At 39.0% G+C, this 18,871-nt stretch carries 16 protein-coding genes; 7 read left to right on the forward strand and 9 right to left on the reverse strand.

Annotation, left to right across the window (positions count from 1 at the left end; all coding sequences use genetic code 11):
* Window positions 1–127: 127 nt before the first annotated feature.
* From AMS59_RS15090 to AMS59_RS15110, 5 genes are all read right to left on the reverse strand, one after another.
* Entirely contained in the window at window positions 128–886 is a 759-nt protein-coding gene (locus AMS59_RS15090; protein ID WP_053484561.1) for a hypothetical protein, read from the reverse strand.
* Between the two features lies 1 nt (window position 887).
* The gene (locus AMS59_RS15095) at window positions 888–4,670 is read right to left on the reverse strand and encodes an ATP-binding protein (protein WP_053484562.1); all 3,783 of its coding nucleotides are present in this window, start codon (window positions 4,668–4,670) and stop codon (window positions 888–890) included.
* Window positions 4,671–4,791: 121 nt separating this feature from the next.
* Window positions 4,792–5,346 carry an NADPH-dependent FMN reductase gene (locus AMS59_RS15100; protein ID WP_053484563.1) on the reverse strand — a complete coding sequence of 185 codons (555 nt, stop codon included), beginning with the start codon at window positions 5,344–5,346 and terminating at the stop codon, window positions 4,792–4,794.
* Between the two features lie 429 nt (window positions 5,347–5,775).
* Window positions 5,776–6,135 carry a hypothetical protein gene (locus AMS59_RS25335; protein ID WP_156304680.1) on the reverse strand — a complete coding sequence of 120 codons (360 nt, stop codon included), beginning with the start codon at window positions 6,133–6,135 and terminating at the stop codon, window positions 5,776–5,778.
* Window positions 6,136–6,315: 180 nt separating this feature from the next.
* Entirely contained in the window at window positions 6,316–7,143 is an 828-nt protein-coding gene (locus tag AMS59_RS15110; RefSeq protein ID WP_053484565.1) for an NAD(P)H-binding protein, read from the reverse strand.
* Between the two features lie 318 nt (window positions 7,144–7,461).
* Between AMS59_RS15110 and AMS59_RS15115 the strand changes: the two genes are divergently transcribed.
* From AMS59_RS15115 to AMS59_RS15140, 6 genes are all read left to right on the forward strand, one after another.
* A complete protein-coding gene (locus tag AMS59_RS15115; protein WP_053484566.1) occupies window positions 7,462–8,508 on the forward strand; it encodes a PseG/SpsG family protein in 1,047 nt (348 codons plus the stop codon).
* A gap of 191 nt (window positions 8,509–8,699) precedes the next feature.
* Window positions 8,700–8,885, forward strand: a complete 186-nt coding sequence (locus AMS59_RS15120) for an SE1832 family protein (RefSeq protein WP_053484567.1) — start codon at window positions 8,700–8,702, stop codon at window positions 8,883–8,885.
* 52 nt (window positions 8,886–8,937) lie between these two features.
* The gene (locus AMS59_RS15125) at window positions 8,938–10,503 is read left to right on the forward strand and encodes an ABC-F family ATP-binding cassette domain-containing protein (RefSeq protein WP_053484568.1); all 1,566 of its coding nucleotides are present in this window, start codon (window positions 8,938–8,940) and stop codon (window positions 10,501–10,503) included.
* Between the two features lie 115 nt (window positions 10,504–10,618).
* Window positions 10,619–11,116 carry a hypothetical protein gene (locus AMS59_RS15130; RefSeq protein WP_053484569.1) on the forward strand — a complete coding sequence of 166 codons (498 nt, stop codon included), beginning with the start codon at window positions 10,619–10,621 and terminating at the stop codon, window positions 11,114–11,116.
* 342 nt (window positions 11,117–11,458) lie between these two features.
* Window positions 11,459–11,863, forward strand: coding sequence for a transcriptional regulator Spx (spx, locus tag AMS59_RS15135; protein ID WP_053484570.1), 405 nt, complete (start codon window positions 11,459–11,461; stop codon window positions 11,861–11,863).
* A gap of 23 nt (window positions 11,864–11,886) precedes the next feature.
* Window positions 11,887–12,330: a MarR family winged helix-turn-helix transcriptional regulator gene (locus tag AMS59_RS15140; RefSeq protein ID WP_053484571.1), complete on the forward strand. Its 444-nt coding sequence runs from the start codon at window positions 11,887–11,889 to the stop codon at window positions 12,328–12,330.
* Window positions 12,331–12,462: 132 nt separating this feature from the next.
* Here the strand turns inward: AMS59_RS15140 and AMS59_RS15145 are convergent, their stop codons facing one another.
* Both AMS59_RS15145 and AMS59_RS15150 read right to left on the reverse strand, forming a co-directional pair.
* Window positions 12,463–13,875 (reverse strand): amidohydrolase, encoded by a 1,413-nt coding sequence (locus AMS59_RS15145; RefSeq protein WP_053484572.1) that lies wholly within the window; start codon window positions 13,873–13,875, stop codon window positions 12,463–12,465.
* A 1-nt stretch (window position 13,876) separates the two neighbouring features.
* Entirely contained in the window at window positions 13,877–15,103 is a 1,227-nt protein-coding gene (locus AMS59_RS15150) for an MFS transporter (protein ID WP_053484573.1), read from the reverse strand.
* Window positions 15,104–15,234: 131 nt separating this feature from the next.
* Here AMS59_RS15150 and AMS59_RS15155 point away from each other — a divergent pair, with 131 nt between their 5' ends.
* Entirely contained in the window at window positions 15,235–17,178 is a 1,944-nt protein-coding gene (locus AMS59_RS15155; RefSeq protein ID WP_053484574.1) for a helix-turn-helix domain-containing protein, read from the forward strand.
* A 372-nt stretch (window positions 17,179–17,550) separates the two neighbouring features.
* On the opposite strand, the gene AMS59_RS15160 is transcribed toward AMS59_RS15155, so the two are convergent.
* The gene (locus AMS59_RS15160) at window positions 17,551–18,099 is read right to left on the reverse strand and encodes an RNA polymerase sigma factor (protein WP_053484575.1); all 549 of its coding nucleotides are present in this window, start codon (window positions 18,097–18,099) and stop codon (window positions 17,551–17,553) included.
* 280 nt (window positions 18,100–18,379) lie between these two features.
* Window positions 18,380–18,871: response regulator transcription factor (locus AMS59_RS15165; protein WP_234007809.1), on the reverse strand; the 492-nt coding region annotated here is incomplete at its 5' end.

The raw sequence follows: 18,871 nt of genomic DNA on the forward strand, positions 1-18,871 counted from the left end.
TTTATCGCCCTACTTTTTTGAATTTATCACTCAACTTTTATAATTTATCACCCAACTTTTCCGTTTTATCGACATACGCCTCAAAAAACACAAAAAAAACGAACGCTACGCACGTTCGTTTTTTGTCTTATAAGTATTGTTCACGCCACCTTAGTTGTTCTTTTTCTGTGAGCTGTTGTTCTAGGTGTGAATCCCATTGATTTAAGAGCGCATTCCATATACGAACGAACAAAATATCTTGCTCTTTATCGTGAAGGACAAATTCAAGGCATGGGATATCATTAATTTGTTTAGCGTCGGTTTGAACAATTTTTGAAATTATTTTTTGAGAGGCTCCAGCTCCAGCTTTTTCTTCATCCTCTTGCTGTAGCGCTTCTATTAACAGTGCTTCTTCGAAATGCTCCTGCTTCTCAGCCTCTTCATCCACATAGCGATATAGCTCTGGTAGATCATCGTATTCTTCCATATTGTCCTCGGCTACAGCAAGAAATGCAAGATGGCATGGGCTATAGTAAAGGTTGGCCATTTCTACATCTAGCTCCTCTTCAAAGATGCCACGTTCCAGTTGCTGCTGCCCTTTAGAGGTTAGTCTATAGAAGTCTTCCGTTTGCTCAATAAGACTTACTCGAGACATTAACGATACTAAATCCTCAATAAATAACGGATCGACTAGTAATAGCTCACTTAATTCTTGTGCATTTGCAAAATCCGCTTCCTGTATGCTCATTAACAGCATTGTCATCAGGACATCCATAGTAGAACGGCGAACTGGCTCATATGTCACTTCTACTGTTCGAATCGGGATGCACCATTCATCGGTTTTGACGATTTTAATATGTCGATTTTGCTGAAGTTCACGCATTAAGCGCTGCTGCAATTTTAACAATCTACATCACCTGTCCTTCATGATTACGCAAGCCGTTATAGGATTTCACGGTCTCTAACAGATTGCTGTACATCTCTCGTGTATCTGGATGCTTCGCACGTTTGGCAAACATCTCAGCACTTCCGACAAGTAGTAATAGCTCTCGGGCACGAGATAAGGCAACGTTTAAGCGGCGATAATCTCTTGCAAAGCCAACGTCTCCCCCTTTAGGCGTATTACGTACCATACTAACTAATATGACATCCATCTCCATACCTTGGAACTTATCGACTGTCCCTGTTCTAAATTGAAGATGCGGTAGCTGTAATTCCTGTTGCAGAAGGCGATTAATTTTCTTTACTTGCTCCCCGTAGAAGCTAATTACCCCTACACTTTTTTGCGCATCCTGAGGTATGCGTCCCGCTGCTTTAGCTTCAATAACAGACGTATTCAAATCTATTAAAATACGTCGGATTGTTTGTAATTCACCCTCATTGTAACGACTCGTTCCGCCCTTTACCTGCTCCTCTAGATAAGGTTTTTCAGTTGGAATATCAACCCATAGCAAATGATCATCACGGTTCACAAATTGTCCTTCTAGGCAATGGTCTCGTGCTGCATCTGAATCAGGTAAACCACATTGCAGACCGTTTTCCTCTTTCGCGTAAAACGGTGTAATACTGTGCATAATTTTTTCATGCATTCGGTACTGCAATGCGAGCATTTGCTTATGGGTTTGCGGTAAGTTATTAAATAAACGTTCAAACAGTGACTCACGCAGTAAATTTTTCAACTCCTGTGCGCCGTCAAAGTCTGGATTTTCATCGAGCATCGCCTTTAACGTTTCCTCCAACGTATCGTCTCCAAGTAATGGAGGTAACTGATGATGATCGCCTACTAAAATAACTTTTTTACCTTTAAGCATCGGTAATAATAGCTCTGGTGGTGTTGCCTTTGAAACTTCGTCAATAATGACAACATCAAACGTCGGGTAGTTCTCCATAAATTCCTTACTTGCCGAAGCAACACATGTCGTGCCGATAACATTCGCATGACGCACATATAATTTACGAATTTCATCTAAATCATATTCAGTAGCATTTTGCAGCTTGTCACGCCATTGCTCTTGTAATTTTTTTCGAAGAGGTAGCTGCTGTTCCTTGCGCTGTAATTCCACAATTGTTGTTTTGGAAGATGCAATTGCTTCCACTACTTCCTCGGAAGTACGCTCAGGTGTTGATTGTAGAAGCTTTGTGCAAGCTGTTAGTTGCTTCTCCTTCTTCAATCCAGCTATATTAATTTCTTTAATATTTTCTTCTAATTGTGTAAGCTGTTGTTCAATCTCTTGTAAGCTAGTCTGCGCTGTTTGAAGTGCCGCTCTCTTTGGTAGTAGCTGTGTATTAGCATGCTCTACTGCCTCGAGCTGTTGACGTGCTGTTTGAAGAGAAGATTTCTCTTGCGATACAAGTATTTTTAAATGCTCTACAGACTCTTCTGGCTCAGCATCCATTTGGAATGTCTCAGCTAACTGCTGGAGTCGTTCTGTATGCTGTAAATATGGCTGCAATTGCCGCTGTATGCTTTGAACGTCAAAGCTTGTAATCGCGCATTCTTGACGTAATAAGCCACCGATACCTTTACGTAATGACTCAAATTCCTGATCTTTATGATCTTGTTGTTGTTTAAGTGCTACACCTTTTTGCCAAACAAAATCACGACGCATATATAATCCGAGCAAAAAGCTCTCAAGTTGCTCGGCAGATGGTGTTTGATCATCTTGAAAGGCTGTATTGAGCTGAGCAAAAACACCTGTTAGATTTTGCAACGAAAACGATTGAACTGGCTGTAATCTACTTTTAGCAAGGGCACGTTCTTTTTCATCATCAGATACCAACGACTCAAGCTTTGCAATCGCTTTTTGTAAACGTGAATTGATGGTTGCCCATGCCTCTAAATCTTTGGCATCCTCTAAATGCTGCAAACGATTAATTTGCTGTGACAGCACATAGGATGGGCGAATGTGATAGTGCTGTAAAAATCGTTGGATTCGCTCATAGGACGTTAAAGTACCGATATATTGTTCGGCATCCTTCATTAATCGAAGACGATTATTTTCCTCTTCATATTTCGATTGAATATCTTTGAACTGCAGTGCCAAATGCTGCTTTTGCTCTTGCAGCTCCTTATATTGAGCAGCTGCTTCCAATTGCTCAATTTTTTGAGTAGTTTCATCTAAAGTAAGCTTTAGTTGCTCTACAGGTGGGCTTTCAGCAAGGGTCTGTTCAAGCGACTTTACCGCAGGCTCGATTTGCGCCAGCTGTTTTTCGTAATGCTCTTTATGCGCCTCGTTCTCCTGCTGCTCCGTTTTTGCAGCCTTTAATTCTTTCTTTAACGCTTGTATTTCCTGCTGTAAAATGGGCTCGTCAATTGCAGCCTGTTCTTTTGCAGCTATTTCCTTTGTTAGCTCCTCAAGCCATGCCTCAAGCTTTTCTAGCTCTTCCTCAGCCTTGCTAATATTTGATTTTAGTTCTTGTTCACGTTCTGTAAAGGCTGTGATTTCCTCTTCGATCGCTGCGAGAGTTTGCTCACGCCAATGAAGCGCAACATTTTCCTCAATAAATTTTTTACCCTCTTCTTCAATACTTTCCGTTCTACCATAGCGCAAAATTCGAATTTCTTGATTAGAAAGAAGTCGTCCTAATGCATTATCCACGGCTAGATTTGATTGAGAAGCTACGAGTGTCTTTAAGCCAGCTTTAACATTTTGCTGACAAATTTCAGAAATAACGGTTGTCTTTCCTGTGCCAGGAGGTCCTTGAATTACATACAAATCTTCAACAGACAATGCTCCTAAAACAGCCCGTCGTTGATATTCGTTTAAATTATTGTGAAATACAATATCCTCTCGAAGCTTTGCTGTTCTGACAGTTGGGCGTTTTTCAAATAGTATTGTCTCTAAATTAGGGTTAACTGCTTCGCCTTTTTCTAGCTTTGTAAAACCATTGCGTAATCGCCTAATTTGGCTTAATGTCGCAAAATTACTAAAGCTCGCTTGCTTTGAACGAAGGTTAAGCTGATCTTTACGTGCTAAATCTTGCACAAAAGGCTTTAAGTCAATTTCTATTGTCTGCTTCCCTGCATTAACCTTTAATACTTGTCCAATTTCACCGCGTACCCCTTGGATGTTCACACTTAAGCCTTCAAGCTTCTTCCATTCCTTTGATTTTATATACGGGCAGACCATTGTCAGCCTAGTAAAATCTTCATTAAAATAGCTTTGCTTAAATTCTGTATGAATATCATCTACGGTCGCATCGCGTTCTTGAATTTTTAAATAGCCTTCCCAGCTCGAGATACGCTTTTTCACATATTCTGTGCGCTCCTCAGCTATCGGTAGCTCTCTTATTTTTTTATGAAGATCGAGCGGAATCCCTGCTCCATTATTAGGTCTTGTGACAAGTTGTAATGCTGCTGGTAAGCGTCGGTTTGTATTAATTGGGCCACGCATATGTACAAAACGAATATTTGTAGCTAGCAGTCCTTCAACCTTTAGCACACAATCCATAATGGCTGTTTTCTCAGCGATAACGTCGGTTAATTTTTCATTTTGCTCCGCATTAAAATAAATCGATAAAAATGTTTCACCAACCGTTTTTGCTTTGCGCTTTTCGATATAGACGGTAAATGTTTTCTGTAAGGCAAAAAAGGCATGCTCATTTGCTGAGCATTCCTCTACCGCTTCCTTCGCCTTATTAGTCAATATTAGACTACAGCGTTGTTTTTCTAGTATAGCGATGTCCTGCATGAGCAGCCCTCCCTTCCGATTCACTAAAGTTCTATTTTATCACATCGCAAAGGGATACTTGAAAAGAAAAATCCCCTGCACAGTGATTTCCTTCCACCGCACAAGGGATAAAGATCTTATTTTAATGTTGATCAATCGGTTCTTTCGGTAATGTTTTGCTCATTTCACAATACTGCACAAAAACACGAGCCAATTCACGTAAACGATTATGAACATCTTCGTCGACAATCTTATTATCTGCATCAAAGTGAGATGTGTGTGTGTATACATAGTTCGGCGTTACAAGTGCACGGAAGTAGTCTAAAATTGGCTTTAACTGATTTTCTACTACTAAATGGTGCTGATACGTGCCACCATTTGCCACGATCGATACTGGCTTATAGCGCATTGTTTTCGGATGCAAGAAGTCAAATGCATTTTTTAAAACGCCCGGAATCGAAGCTTGGAAAATCGGTGTAGCGATAATATATGCATCCGCTTCCTCGAACTTTTGAATCATTTCCTTCATGTCATCATTTAACGGTGAACCGTCTACAATTTGATGCTTATATTGACTAAAATGCATAACTTCTAACTCGAAACTTGCATCTAATTCTTTAATATAGTGCTCCACTTGCTCTAAAATAGCACCAGTTTTACGACCAAACATTGTGCCATCAACGAGTAAAATTTTCATGTTCACTTTGCCTCCACATTCATTTCTACAATAATATTGTAACAAATGAAAAGAGGCACGGAAAGAATTGTAGTGGTTAAAACCGTAAATTCAGTCTTTAGGCGGAACGTAGTCTATACAAGAAATATCGCTTCAGAAAAAAAAGACTTTAGTATGGCGAAGACTTGTTATCAAAATATATTTGGCCCATAATGTGGAGTTTGGATTTCCGTTCAGGCTGTGCGCTTTGTTGCTTTCGCTACAGAAAACATTCGTTGCTACAGGCGGGCATTTCCCCTGCTTCCGCGGGTATTTGCCTTGCTTCCGCGGGTATTCACTTTGCCCGCGGGTAATCACCTTGCTTCCGCGGGTATTCTCCTTGCTTCCGCGGGTATTCTCTCTGCCCGCGGGTATTCGCTTTGCTTCCGCGGGTATTCACCCTGCCCGCGGTTATTCTCCTTGCTTCCGCGGGTATTCACCTTGCTTCCGCGGGTATTCACCTTGCTTCCGCGGGTATTCGCTTTGCTTCCGCGGGTATTCTCTCTGCTTCCGCGGGTATTTGCTTTGCTTCCGCGGGTATTCGCCCTGCTTCCGCGGGTATTCGCTCTGCTTCCGCGGGTATTTGCTCTGCTTCCGCGGGTATTCTCCTTGCTTCCGCGGGTATTCGCTTTGCTTCCGCGGGTATTCTCCTTGCTTCCGCGGGTATTCGCCTTGCTTCCGCGGGTATTCGCCTTGCTTCCGCGGGTATTCACCTTGCTTCCGCGGGTATTTGCTTTGCTTCCGCGGGTATTTTCCTACTCTAGTATTCACTTTACTGTCCTAACAATGTATGGACGCTCAAATAGTTAGAACTATAAATGAAACGCCCAACCAGTAAGGTTAGGCGGTCCGTCTGTGACGATGATTCCCAAGGAGTCGTTCAGTCGTAGCGAAGATCAACTTGTCTGCATTGAATATAAAAGATAATGCCCAATTTTAGTGGTAAGTCTTTTATTTATCCTCACGATGATGAAACTTTACTTCTTTATCTACAACGGTTTCCTCTATTTTATATTTATCTCGATTAATCACGACTTCACGATTTACTTTATCTCCTTCAACGCGCTTATCCCAATTAAATAATTGCTCCCTTGAAACATCCTCATCATGCGTTTCAGGAAAATCTAACTTAGCCAAATCCTGAGATTGATAAATTGTAACCGGCTGTTTATCGCCGTACAGCGCAATAACGATCATTGCCTTCGCAACCTGAGAAGCTTCTATAGCTCTTGAACGCTTTAATGGCCCAACTAATAGTGGCTTTGCGAATTTTAAAACTTTCTCTCCCGCCTTTTCACCTAAGCGAAATTCCTCTCTCTCCCCAGTCAATAAAGATGGGCGAATAATTGAAAGTCTCTGTAAGCCTAGCTCTATAAGATCATGTTCAAGCTTTCCTTTTACTCGATTATAGTAAATTGGAGATTTTTCATTTGCCCCCATTGCTGTAATAACTAACATATGTGGGATTCCTCGATTTTTTGCTAACGAGGCAATCGTTAGCGGATATTCAAAATCAACTTTCTCAAATACCTCACGAGATCCTGCTTTTTTTATCGTTGTCCCTAAACAACAATAAAGCTCATGTGCAAATTCAATATCTTTTTCCTCTAAAGTATCAAAATTACGAATTTTTACTTCTAGCTTTGGATGCGTAAATGCTGGCGCTCTTCGTGCAATAACCGTAACCGAAACATATTCATCATTTTCACATAATTGTTCTACAAGAGAGGTACCAGTTAATCCAGTAGCCCCTACAACAATCGCTGCGCGCATTCCCATTGGTTGTACCCCCTTCAAAGCTCGTTTGCTCCTGAAGCCACACTGCCGGAACAAAAACATCTAGCTTCTATTTTTGTTAAAAAACTGAAACAATCCTATGTAACTTTCCACAAACTCTACTTTATTTATCGGCCAAAGAAGGAGCTCTTACTCATTTAATTTTAGGTGTTTTGAAAAACTATTTTGAGGCAGACGGTTATCAGTATAATATATCCTCCATTTCACATTATGTCATAATTTAGCTAATCCTAATTTTTTACACATACTTGCCCATCATTCACCATAGTTTAAATAGACGAATGAAAGGATGGGATACATTTGCAAAACGAAACTCAAGCAATGGAACTAAAAAAGACGATAGTTTTCATCATTGAAAGCTGTATCGATAAAGGGCTGTATCCTTTTGAACGGGTTGCAACGCTAGCAAAGCTACTTACAAATGAAAAAGTTTTCATATTTGTAAAGACCCCTTCAAATGATGGGCTTCAAATTTTAATGAATGATAATCTCTCGCCAATCTTATTTGAACATTTCGATGAGCTGCCAAAGCAAATGAAAGGTATTCAGCCTGATTTAATTGTAAGAGATGGCCGTAACTCTGAAAGCTGGCAAGTACAAAATTTACGACCGTTCTGCAAAACAATCATTCATTTTGATGATTTTGGTGAGGGTGGTCAAGCCTGTGACTGTGTTTTGCTAGCACTCTATCAAGAGGTTAAAGATTATTTACCATCTCATTATATTGGTGGCAGCTTTAACTTTGCATTACCAGAAGCTTATCAGAATTTTGAAGATAGACCAGACAGTAAAATACCTGAAAACCCACCTCATATTGTTGTTGCTTTTGAGGATGGGGACGAGCATAACTTAACCTACCGTACTCTTCGACACTTAACGCAGCTACAAATTCCACTACAAATTACAGTGATGATTGATGATAGCTATCGACATGCAACAGATGATTTGCAAATGATGGTGCTTAGTCGTCGTAATACTGCCATTCTTCGTGATAAAAACGCACTCCTAAAACTATTACCAAAAGCAGATATTATTATTTGTAATGCTAACTATACGCCTTATAAAATCGCCTCTTATGGTGTGCCTTGTATTACGCTTGCACAAACTGAGGCTGAGCTATTACATGCCTTCCCTCGCGAACAGAATGGCTTTATTCATCTTGGACTTGGTCGCAAAATGAAGCAATCACAGATTCAAAATGCTGTCATGGAATTTTTATTACATGAGGCCCGAAGCGAACGCGCTGTTAAAAAACAACGACAGCTCAATCTTACAAGTAACAATGAAGCACTACAGTCATTGCTTTTAGATTTCGCTTATGATCGACACAATATCGCTTCTACTTAATGATTCTTTGCAGGTGGATATGATACAATATAGTAGAACTTTCACTTTCACTTAGCTGTTATTACAAGAAGTGAATTCAAGCATCATAAGTACCCGATTGATAGTAACTAATAAGCGGTGGGGGATAAAAAAACCTCCATCGCTTTTACACGCGTTATTTATACAAATAAACATATAAAGGAGCAATCATCATGCCATCAAAAAGTGATATTGAATATCAAATTAAAGAGCTTAAAATGGATTATATGAATTTACAGGGCGACATTGAAAAGCTTGAATCTACAGGTCATAATGATCAAGTAGCAAAAGCAGAGCAACGCCTTGCAAATATGGAAGCAACGCTAGCGGATTTAAATAAACAATTAGCAGAACTTTAAAAATGAAATTAACTAGCGGTTATAAAAAAGCCGCTATCTCGGAGGAACATATATGGCAATATTAACAGTTGAAAATTTAGGTCATTCTTTCGGTGACCGCACGCTTTTTAAAGATGTCTCTTTTCGTCTAGTTGAAGGTGATCATATTGGTCTTGTAGGTGCAAACGGTGTTGGTAAGTCAACATTAATGGGCATTATTACGGGCCAAGCAATCCACGATACTGGGAAGGTTGAATGGCTTCCAGGAACGCATTATGGTTATTTAGATCAACACACTGTATTGACAGCTGGTCGAACTATGCGCGATGCATTACGCGACGCCTTTCTTCCTTTATATAAAAAAGAAGAAGAGCTTAATGAAATTACAGGAAAAATGGCTGAAGCAACACCTGAAGAATTAGAAGTTTTACTAGAGCAAATGGCTGATGTGCAAGATGCGCTAGATGCAGGAGATTTCTATTCTCTTGATATGAAAATTGAAGAGGTTGCACGCGGTCTTGGTCTTGATGCAATCGGCTTAGAACGTGATGTTGCTGCTCTTTCCGGTGGTCAACGTACAAAGGTTTTACTAGCAAAGCTATTACTTGAAAAACCAAAAGTATTATTACTAGATGAGCCGACGAACTATCTGGATGAAGAGCATATTACATGGTTGAAAAACTATTTAAAGAACTATCCACACGCTTTCTTATTAATTTCGCATGATACAGAGTTTATGAATGAAACGGTGGATGTTATCTTCCAACTAGAATTTTCAAAACTAACTCGCTATACAGCGACATATGAAAAGTTTTTAGAGCTTGCTGAAATCAATAAACGTCAGCATATCGATGCCTATGAAAAACAACAGGAATTCATTAAAAAACAAGAAGATTTTATTGCAAAAAATAAAGCGCGCTACTCAACTACTGGCCGTGCAAAATCGCGCGCCAAGCAGCTTGACCGCTTAGAGCGTATCGACCGTCCTGAAACAGCTGTAAAACCTGAATTTGGTTTTAAAGAGGCCCGTTCTTCAAGCCGTTATGTAGTAGAGGCTGAAAACTTAGTCATTGGCTACGACAAAGACAAGCCATTACTTCCTCCACTTACATTTGAGATTGAACGTGGGGAAAAAATTGCCCTAGTCGGTATGAATGGTGTCGGTAAATCAACATTATTAAAAACGATGTTAGGCAAAATAAATCCGCTAGATGGAAAAGTAATTCGTGGTGACTATCTTTACCCATCTTACTTCGAACAAGAAGTAAAAGCTGAAAAAATTACGCCTATCGATGATGTATGGAATGCCTTCCCTTCTATGGAGCAAGCACAAGTACGTGCAGCATTAGCACGCGCAGGACTAAAAACGGAGCATATTACTCGCCCACTTAATTCTTTATCTGGTGGTGAGCAAGCAAAAGTACGTTTATGTAAGCTCATGATGGATGAAGCAAACTGGCTTCTATTTGACGAACCGACAAACCACTTAGATGTCGATGCAAAAGATGAGCTAAAGCGTGCCATGAAAGAATTTAAAGGCACAATCGTACTAGTAAGCCATGAACCTGAATTCTATGAAGGTTTAGCGACAAAGGTTTGGAATGTCCAAGACTGGTTTACTTCAGGACAACAAAACTAGAAATATTATTAATATGGGCAGTTATCGGTATGATCCATGGATCACTCGATGCTGCCCTCTTTTTTGTGCCTCGAGTGCGGGTAGTATCCATTTGGCGGTTCTATGAGCTACATGAATGGTTTTTGGCCTACCCGAGCAGTTTTTTGGCTTACCCGAGCAGTTTCTTCGTCTACCCGAGCGGTTTCTTGGTCTACCTGATCAGTTTTTTGGCCTACCCGAGCGATTTCCTGGCCTACCCGAGCGATTTCTTGGCTTACCCGAGCAGTTCCCCGATCTACCCGAGCGATCTCTTGGCTTACCCAAGCAGTTCCCTGACCTACCCGAGCGATTTCTTGGCTTACCCGAGCAGTTTCCTGACCTACCCGAGCGATTTCTCGGCTTACCCGAGCAGTTTCCTGACCTACCCGAGCGATTTCTCGGCTTACCCGAGCAGTTCCCCGACCTACCCGAGCGATTTCTTGGCTTACCCGAGCAGTTCCCCGACCTACCCGAGCGATTTCTCGGCTTACCCGAGCAGTTTCCTGACCTACCCGAGCAGTTCCCCTACCTATCCAAGCTTTTGAAAACAGCCCTTTTCTCAGCCCAAAACAAAAATTTATTTATCTATGCATAAAAACCTGCATTAAATCATATTAATAATCAGTGGATTAACAATATACTTTTCATCTTTAAATCAGACTATTTCTCTCTATATTAAAACAGCTCTTTTTATTCTATAAGCATCTATTAGTAAGATTTGATAAATCTTACATCATTGTAAGCTGAATTTGTGAAACTTTTCGCTCTTCTGTGCGTATATTTTAGTATAGAAAAAAATATTCACTTCTGTTTAAAATTTTTCAAATAACTATTGATTTATATATAGCTTACTAGTAAGATATATGTATAACCTAATTAACTTACTAATAAGATATATATTAAATATAATCCTAAAAAAGAAAGCGGGGAATGAAGAATGACAGTTACAATTTATTCACAAGCGAGCTGTTCTTCATCCAGAAAAGCATTAAAATGGTTAAAAGATCACAAAATCGAATATAAAGAAAAACGTATTACGTCACATCCACTAACGCTTGCTGAATTTAAAGAAATTTTAAGCATGACAGAAGATGGAACAGACGAAATCATTGCAACTAACTCAAATGATTTTAAAAATTTAAATGTTGATATTGATCAGCTCTCTATTCAAGAGTTGTTTGCCATCATCCAAGCTCACCCAAGAATGTTACGAAGCCCAATCTTAATTGATGAAAAACGTATTCAAGTTGGGTACAATGAGATGGACATTCGCCGTTTTATTCCACGCAGAGTACGTGCTTATGAGTTAAACGCGATGACAAGATTGGCACAAGAAAGTTAAAACAGTTTTGGAGTTGACCTTATATGGATCAAGAAAAAGAAAGAGCCATTACCTCGTTGTTTGAAGTAGTATCTTCCATTGAGCGTAAGTGGGCAAACGAGTGGAATAATCATAATGTACTCGGCTTTTCAAAATCCCATATTTTAATTTTAGACTACTTATCGCAGGAGGGACCAAAGCGCCCTTCTGCCATTGCTGATCGGTTAAAAGTGACGACAGGTGGTGTCACTGTTTTAACAAGTAAGCTCATTAATGCTGGCTTTATTGAAAAAACACAGCATGCAACAGATCGACGAGCATCCCAATTGAAAATTACAGCTGATGGCGAAGATATTTTAGAAGATTCCCGTCAGCAAGTTAGCGCACTTATACAAAATATGTTTGGTATGCTGTCAGCTGAGGAAGTACAAACATTACGTGATATTTTTGCAAAATTACTCAACGCTGAACCTAATCGACATGAGTAAAAGCTTCATTTTCATACCTTAAAAAGTTAGATATGCATCTAACTTTTTAAGGTGTTTTTCTTTTTGCGCGATTTTTCGGTAACCACCCCTCCCCTCTGTACATAACAAGTTAGTTTATTCGCTCAATTATCCTCACCCTAAAACTTTATTTGGCGCTTTCACTTCTTCTGGAATACCACATTCATACTGTTTCCCAGCTTTTAAATTCGCAAATTCCTCCTTCGCTTTTTTCATAGCATCTGGATTTAGTAAGGAATCAAGCGCTGCTCCTGCCATTGCTTTTGCCGCATAATGCATGCCTTTCATGCCGAGTGAAGATCCAAAAGCAGCAGTTGCTTGCCAAGTATGCACTTGGACCCCATATGGAGCACAAGTTGTAAATACCTGACCAAGTGGCGCAATCCACGAAACGTCCCCTAAATCACTAGAGCCTTGCATGGATTGGCGAAAAGTTTGTGGCATATGAAATACTTGCTCCACCAATACCTCCTTACTAATTTCATTTGGTACAAAAGATTGCTGGGCCGTACCTGCAAGAACAGAAGGATCTAATGAATCCTGTAGCGATTTTGCAAAAGTAAGCTCGTCCTCTGTAAAGGATAATGGCGGTAGGTCGTCCCACTGCGCCAACATTTGCTCATTTAATGTGAGATTCGGTAATGTATCGTAACACCCTGCCTTCAGCTCCCAATGCACTTCTGTTTCTGTCATCATTGCTGCCCCTTTTGCCACCTTAATGAGTCTGTGTTCTAAATCTTTGACAGCATCACGATTTGCTCCGCGTAGGTAATAATAGACACTCGCTTTATCTGGAACAATATTCGGTGCTGAGCCACCATTTGTAATTTGATAATGAATTCGAGATCCGTCTGGCACATGCTCGCGTAAATAATTGGCTCCGACATTCGTCAATTCAACAGCATCAAGCGCACTTCTCCCTAGATGCGGCGCGCCAGCTGCATGTGCCGTCCGACCTGAAAAATAAAATTCAATGGCCGTAAGCGCTTGCATAGAGAAGTTCGCTGTCACGTTAAACGTCCATGGATGCCACGTATAGACAACCTCTAAATCATCAAAAACACCAGCCCGTGCCATATACGATTTTCCAGATAACAATTCCTCCGCTGGACAACCGTAATAGCGAATCGTTCCTTGTAAATTGTTAAGCGTCATAGCTTCTTTTAAGGCAACTACAGCTTCTACCCCAGCCGTTCCTAATAAATTGTGACCGCAGCCATGCCCAGGGGCCCCCTCCTCCACTGGTGAATATAGTGAACTGACTTGCTGCGATAATCCAGGAAGCGCATCAAACTCTCCTAAAAATCCAATAATTGGACTACCACTACCCCACTGTGCGTAAAACGCTGTATGTACGCCTTCAATCGGGGTAACAATTTCAAATCCTTCTTTTTTTAGGAATTCCTGTTGCAGTGAAGAAGCAAATGTTTCTTCATAGCCTAGCTGAGGATTGTCCCAAATTTGCTTTGCCATATGACTGAAAGTTTCTTCATGTAATTGCATCCACTCAAACAATTGTTGCTTCATATTAATATCCCTCCACAGATTCTATATTTGTTTGTTGCTGCTGGTTAATAGGTAAAGTAACAGCGATTGCAGCAGCGATCACACACATGATAGCTAAAAATATAAAGGATGATTCAAAAGATCCACCTGATACATTAATTAAATAACCCATAATTGTTGGAGAAATAATCCCTGCTGCTTGTCCTCCAAAATTTACGAGGCCAAAAGCTGTTCCAACATTTTGCTGATTGACGACACGGTGTGGCGTTGTAAATATAAACGAGGCCATAAAAGATACGAATATAAAGGCGATTGATTGATACGTAATAACTATTGCAACAGAAGCCGCTGTAGACATGAGATATAAACAAATAGCTAATACGACCGCTCCGAAAATTACGCCATATTTTGAGCGTCCCCCTAGCTTTGAAATAATCCGACCACTTATAATCATTCCAATAGCTGCGAAAAGGGCTGGTATAGCAGCAATGAACCCTACATTTTTTAAATCTAAGCCATGCACTTGCATTAAATAAGTTGGCATCCATGAGCTTAATCCCCAGTTTGCAATATTAATAAAGAAGAAAATAAAAAGTACACGCAATAAATAAGTATTTTTTAATACTTTCCTAAAAGAGCCCTTCTCTTCGTTTTCTTTTTGCTCCTCTGAGATAAATGTTTGTGCATTTTTCGTACTCCACAAAAGAGCGATTACAAAAATAAGTCCTAAACCAGAAATTAAGAAAAATACATTGCGCCAATCCATTAATAATAATAGAGGAGCACAAATAATAGGAGCGATAGCACCACCTATCATATTGGATGACATCATTGTCGCTTGAGCCTTTGTACGTTGTTCTTTCTGAAAATATATAGAGATTGCTTTTGTACTTGCGGCAGGATATCCACCTTCCCCAATACCAAATAATAATCGAATTAAGAGCAATGAAGTGAGTGACCAGGCTAACCCTGTGAATGCAGTGAAAACTGACCAGAAAATAACTGCACCAATTAATAATTTAATCGTTCCGTACTTATCCGTTAGCCATCCACCGGGAATTTGCATCGCAGCATATCCAAAGAAGAAAGCACTTAAAACAAATCCCAGTTCAGTGGCTGATAAGGACAAATCTTTACCAATACTAATTAAAGCTAGGCTAATAGCTGTCCGGTCAATGTAAGAAACCATCCATCCAAAGAATAAAACACCTAAAATTAAATTACTGCGTTTTTTAAGTTCGGCATTCATAAATCCACCCCTTCCGATAAATTATCTAAATATTAAGAAAAATTAAGGACGAAATCATTAGAATATCTTACAATGTTTATTAAAGTTCATTAGAATAATTTCTGAAATTTAGGGAAAGGAGTCGAATCACAATGTTTCTAGGGGCATATAAAGAAATTGTATTGACCGATGACAATTGTAGCTTTTATATTTATAGCGCAACTAAGGAATGGTCTTTATTTTCTGGTCGGCCTTGTGATATAAACCCCGATCTTAAAGGAATACATTGGGATAAACAACAGCAACGCTTCAGTGCAACGTTATACATATCGGAGCCAAATAAGTATATTGTACAAGGGATCTTCTTTGGAGACTTTACAGGCTATGATGAGCGATTTTTAGCTTGGCATCTAGAAAAGACCTTTTATCAGAAAATCCTTATACGGCAGCGTGAGCAAAAATTAGCAATTATACAGCTCATGGGAGCGATGAATTCAACTTTGAAAATAAAAACACTATTGCAAACTATCATGGATTTTGCCATTTTAGCTATTCCAGAAATTGATCGTGGATTTTTAATGTTATTCAACCATGAAATAGAGCGCTTATATACAGTAGCTAGTGCAGGTGTGACAGAGCGTATTTTTGATTATGCTCCCCATTTAGGTGAGGGAATGGCAGGTTATACATTCCAAACAGGCGTATCAGGCATTTACAATTATCAAGAAACAATAGAGATCATGAGGAATGTCTCAAAATTTAATCTAGACGCATTAATGGAAGCCGTACATTTAGGAAGAATCGAGAATAATACATCGATGGCTGTTCCAATTACCTTTAATGAAAGAAAACTTGGTGTAATGATTGTTCATCAATATACAAATAAACGTGCTTTTCAACAAAGTGATTTAAGACTCCTAGAAAGCTTCGCATCGCAGGCGGCAGTTGCTATAAGAAATGCTGAAGCATATGAAGAAATAGAACGGTTAAATGCTTATTTTGTAAAACAACATGAAATTCATCAAATCTTTATTAAACTATCCTTGCAAAATGTACAAGAAATGAAAATCATTCATACAACGAAGGAATTATTACAATTAGACGTTCAATATGTAAATTTGGCAGATCGTAAAACATTTTTACAGCAAGCTCAGATGGACAAGCTCGCAACAATTAACAAAGAACAATTAATTGATATAGGCTATATTTTTCCAGTTGGAAATGAAAAAGAAACTTTTGGCTATTTAATTATTCAGGGTGTAGAGCAATTAACGAGTCAGCAACGTATGATTATTGAAAATGCGGCGATGAGCTTAACTTTAAAATCATTACAAATACAAGCAGCTGGACAAACGAATTTTAAAGAACGTTTTGAGCTTTTCCAACAACTTATCTCTGGACGAGCCCTACTCGTTGATTCTCGTTATGATGAGTTAGGACTTGATATTAAGAAACCAACATTCGTCGTAAAATTTAGGCTGAAACATTTTTCTCATAAAAATAGTATGCAATTTATTCAACATGTACAGCAATATTTTAAAGATCAGCATTTTATATTTACACAGCGTGAAACGGTCGTTTGGGTACTACAAGGAGATACAGCGTTTCGTCAAAAAATAAAACAACAATTAACACAGGCAATCATTAGTTGGGTTCAGTTTTATCATCAACAGGTTGCCATTGGCATAGGAGCTGTACAGGATCACTTACTAAAAGTCGCTCAGAGTGCAGAAGAAAGTAAACAAGCTCTCCGGCAAGCTCTACGCCACACGCAAAAAGAAGACGTAGTAACAATTATTTGTTATGAGGAGCTAGGCATTAATCGATTATTCAGCAAGCAAAGCGAAGAAGAGCTTGGACAATTTATTCATGATACATTAGCTCCGTTATACAAGCTAAAGGATGAAACTTTACTTGAAACACTTCGTTGTTACATTCATCAAAATCGTTCTATTTCGAAGACGGCTTCTGCCTTACACGTTCATCAAAATACGCTATACCATCGACTTGAAAAAATCGAGCAATTATTAGATCGAGATTTACACAATCCCGCACATTATTTAGAAATTCATTTAGCCCTGCATTTAAGTGAGTGAGAAATAAAATTGTTGTTTATCGGCGTTGATTGAGGTTTTATCAGCGATATTCGATACTTTATCAGCGATTCTGGTACTTTTATCAGCGATGTTCGATGTTTTATCAGCGATTTCTGCAATTTTATCAGCGATGTTCGATGTTTTATCAGCGATTCTGGTACTTTTATCAGCTATGTTCAATGTTTTATCAGCGATTCTGCAATTTTATCAGCGATGTCGCTGTTCTACCGGTGTTGGTGCCCATTCTTCTGGTAATAAAAGCTCATCAAAAAAAGATGCATCGCAAAGTAATTTTGCAATGCATCTTTTTTGGGATTGGCCGAGCGAATACTTCCGTCTAAGTAATTATGCTAGTGCGGCCAATGCATTTAATTATGCTGGCAGCACAGACTCTACTATGGATGCATCGGCCATTAGCATTTCTTTTAAACGAGCTTTCGCACGGAATAAACGAGATTTCACAGTTCCAATTGAAACTTTCATAATTGTAGAGATTTCTGCAAGTGAAAATTGGTCAATGTAGAAATACCATAATGTTTTACGATAGATTGTATCTAGTTGACCCATTTTATCCTGTACTAATTTAGTAACAATATCTTTTTCAATTTTTTCTTCTGTTGAAATGTCATTGTTGGGAACCAAATCTAAAATCGGTACGTCTAATGTTTCAGGTTGGTTCATCATGTATTTACTACGTCGTGTTTTTTTACGATAGCGATCTCTAAATGTATTCATTGTAATTGTTGTTAGCCAAGCTTTAATATGCTCCACCTCGGCAACGCTATCCTCATAGCGCACAACTTTTACCCATACTTCTTGCATTAAATCTTCAGCTTCTACATTATTGCGAGTAAGTTTTAAACATAGGTGGTATATGTAACGGTTGTATTCCTCATATACGCCTTCTAATTTTTCATTCATTGTGTATTCCTCCGCTTCTTGTTCTTGCTTCTATACACATTCTCGCAAAATAATGTATTACACTCTATCGTATTGGCTTTCAATTACATTACAATCGTGTAAGCTTAGATGCTTTCACTTGTAATATTCGTAAATAATGTTTTATTACTATATTTTTCATTCAAAGAAAAGCTCTATAACACGCCCTTCTCTTTCTTTTTTTATTGTATAGCCAATAGTATTTCCTTAAATTTCCTAACACGAAAGAATTCGGATTTTTCACACGTTTTTTGTTAAATACTTAATTCAACAGCCCCAATCGAAAGGCAGAAGCGACAACTTGTGTGCGATTCTTTGCTTTTAGCTTTGTCATTAAACTACTGACATAATCTCTTACTGTATGCTCGCTTAAAAACAGGAAGCTACCTATTTTTTTATTGTCATACCCTTCTGCTAATAAGCCCAAAATCATAAATTCCCGTTCTGTTAAGTGAAGCTCAGAGGAGTTCTCCGCTTTTTCACCTTTTCTTGATAAAAACAACCCCAGGCGTTTTCCGACTTGGTCAAGTAACTGTAATTCATCCTTGGTGCAATCAAATTCTTCCCCTAGCTGATCAAACGTCAGCCACCCAAACAATTGATCTTCATGAATAATCGGTATAAAAATCACGGAGGACAAATTAAATAATTTTATATGCTCTTCCACTACCGTCGCTTGAATTTTAACTGAAATTTCAGATTTATTATTCCGCCTTTTTAGAGTAAAAACGAAGACATGTAAGCAGAGGTAGTA

The organism is Lysinibacillus sp. FJAT-14745 (assembly GCF_001275675.1).
Lineage (GTDB): Bacteria > Bacillota > Bacilli > Bacillales_A > Planococcaceae > Lysinibacillus.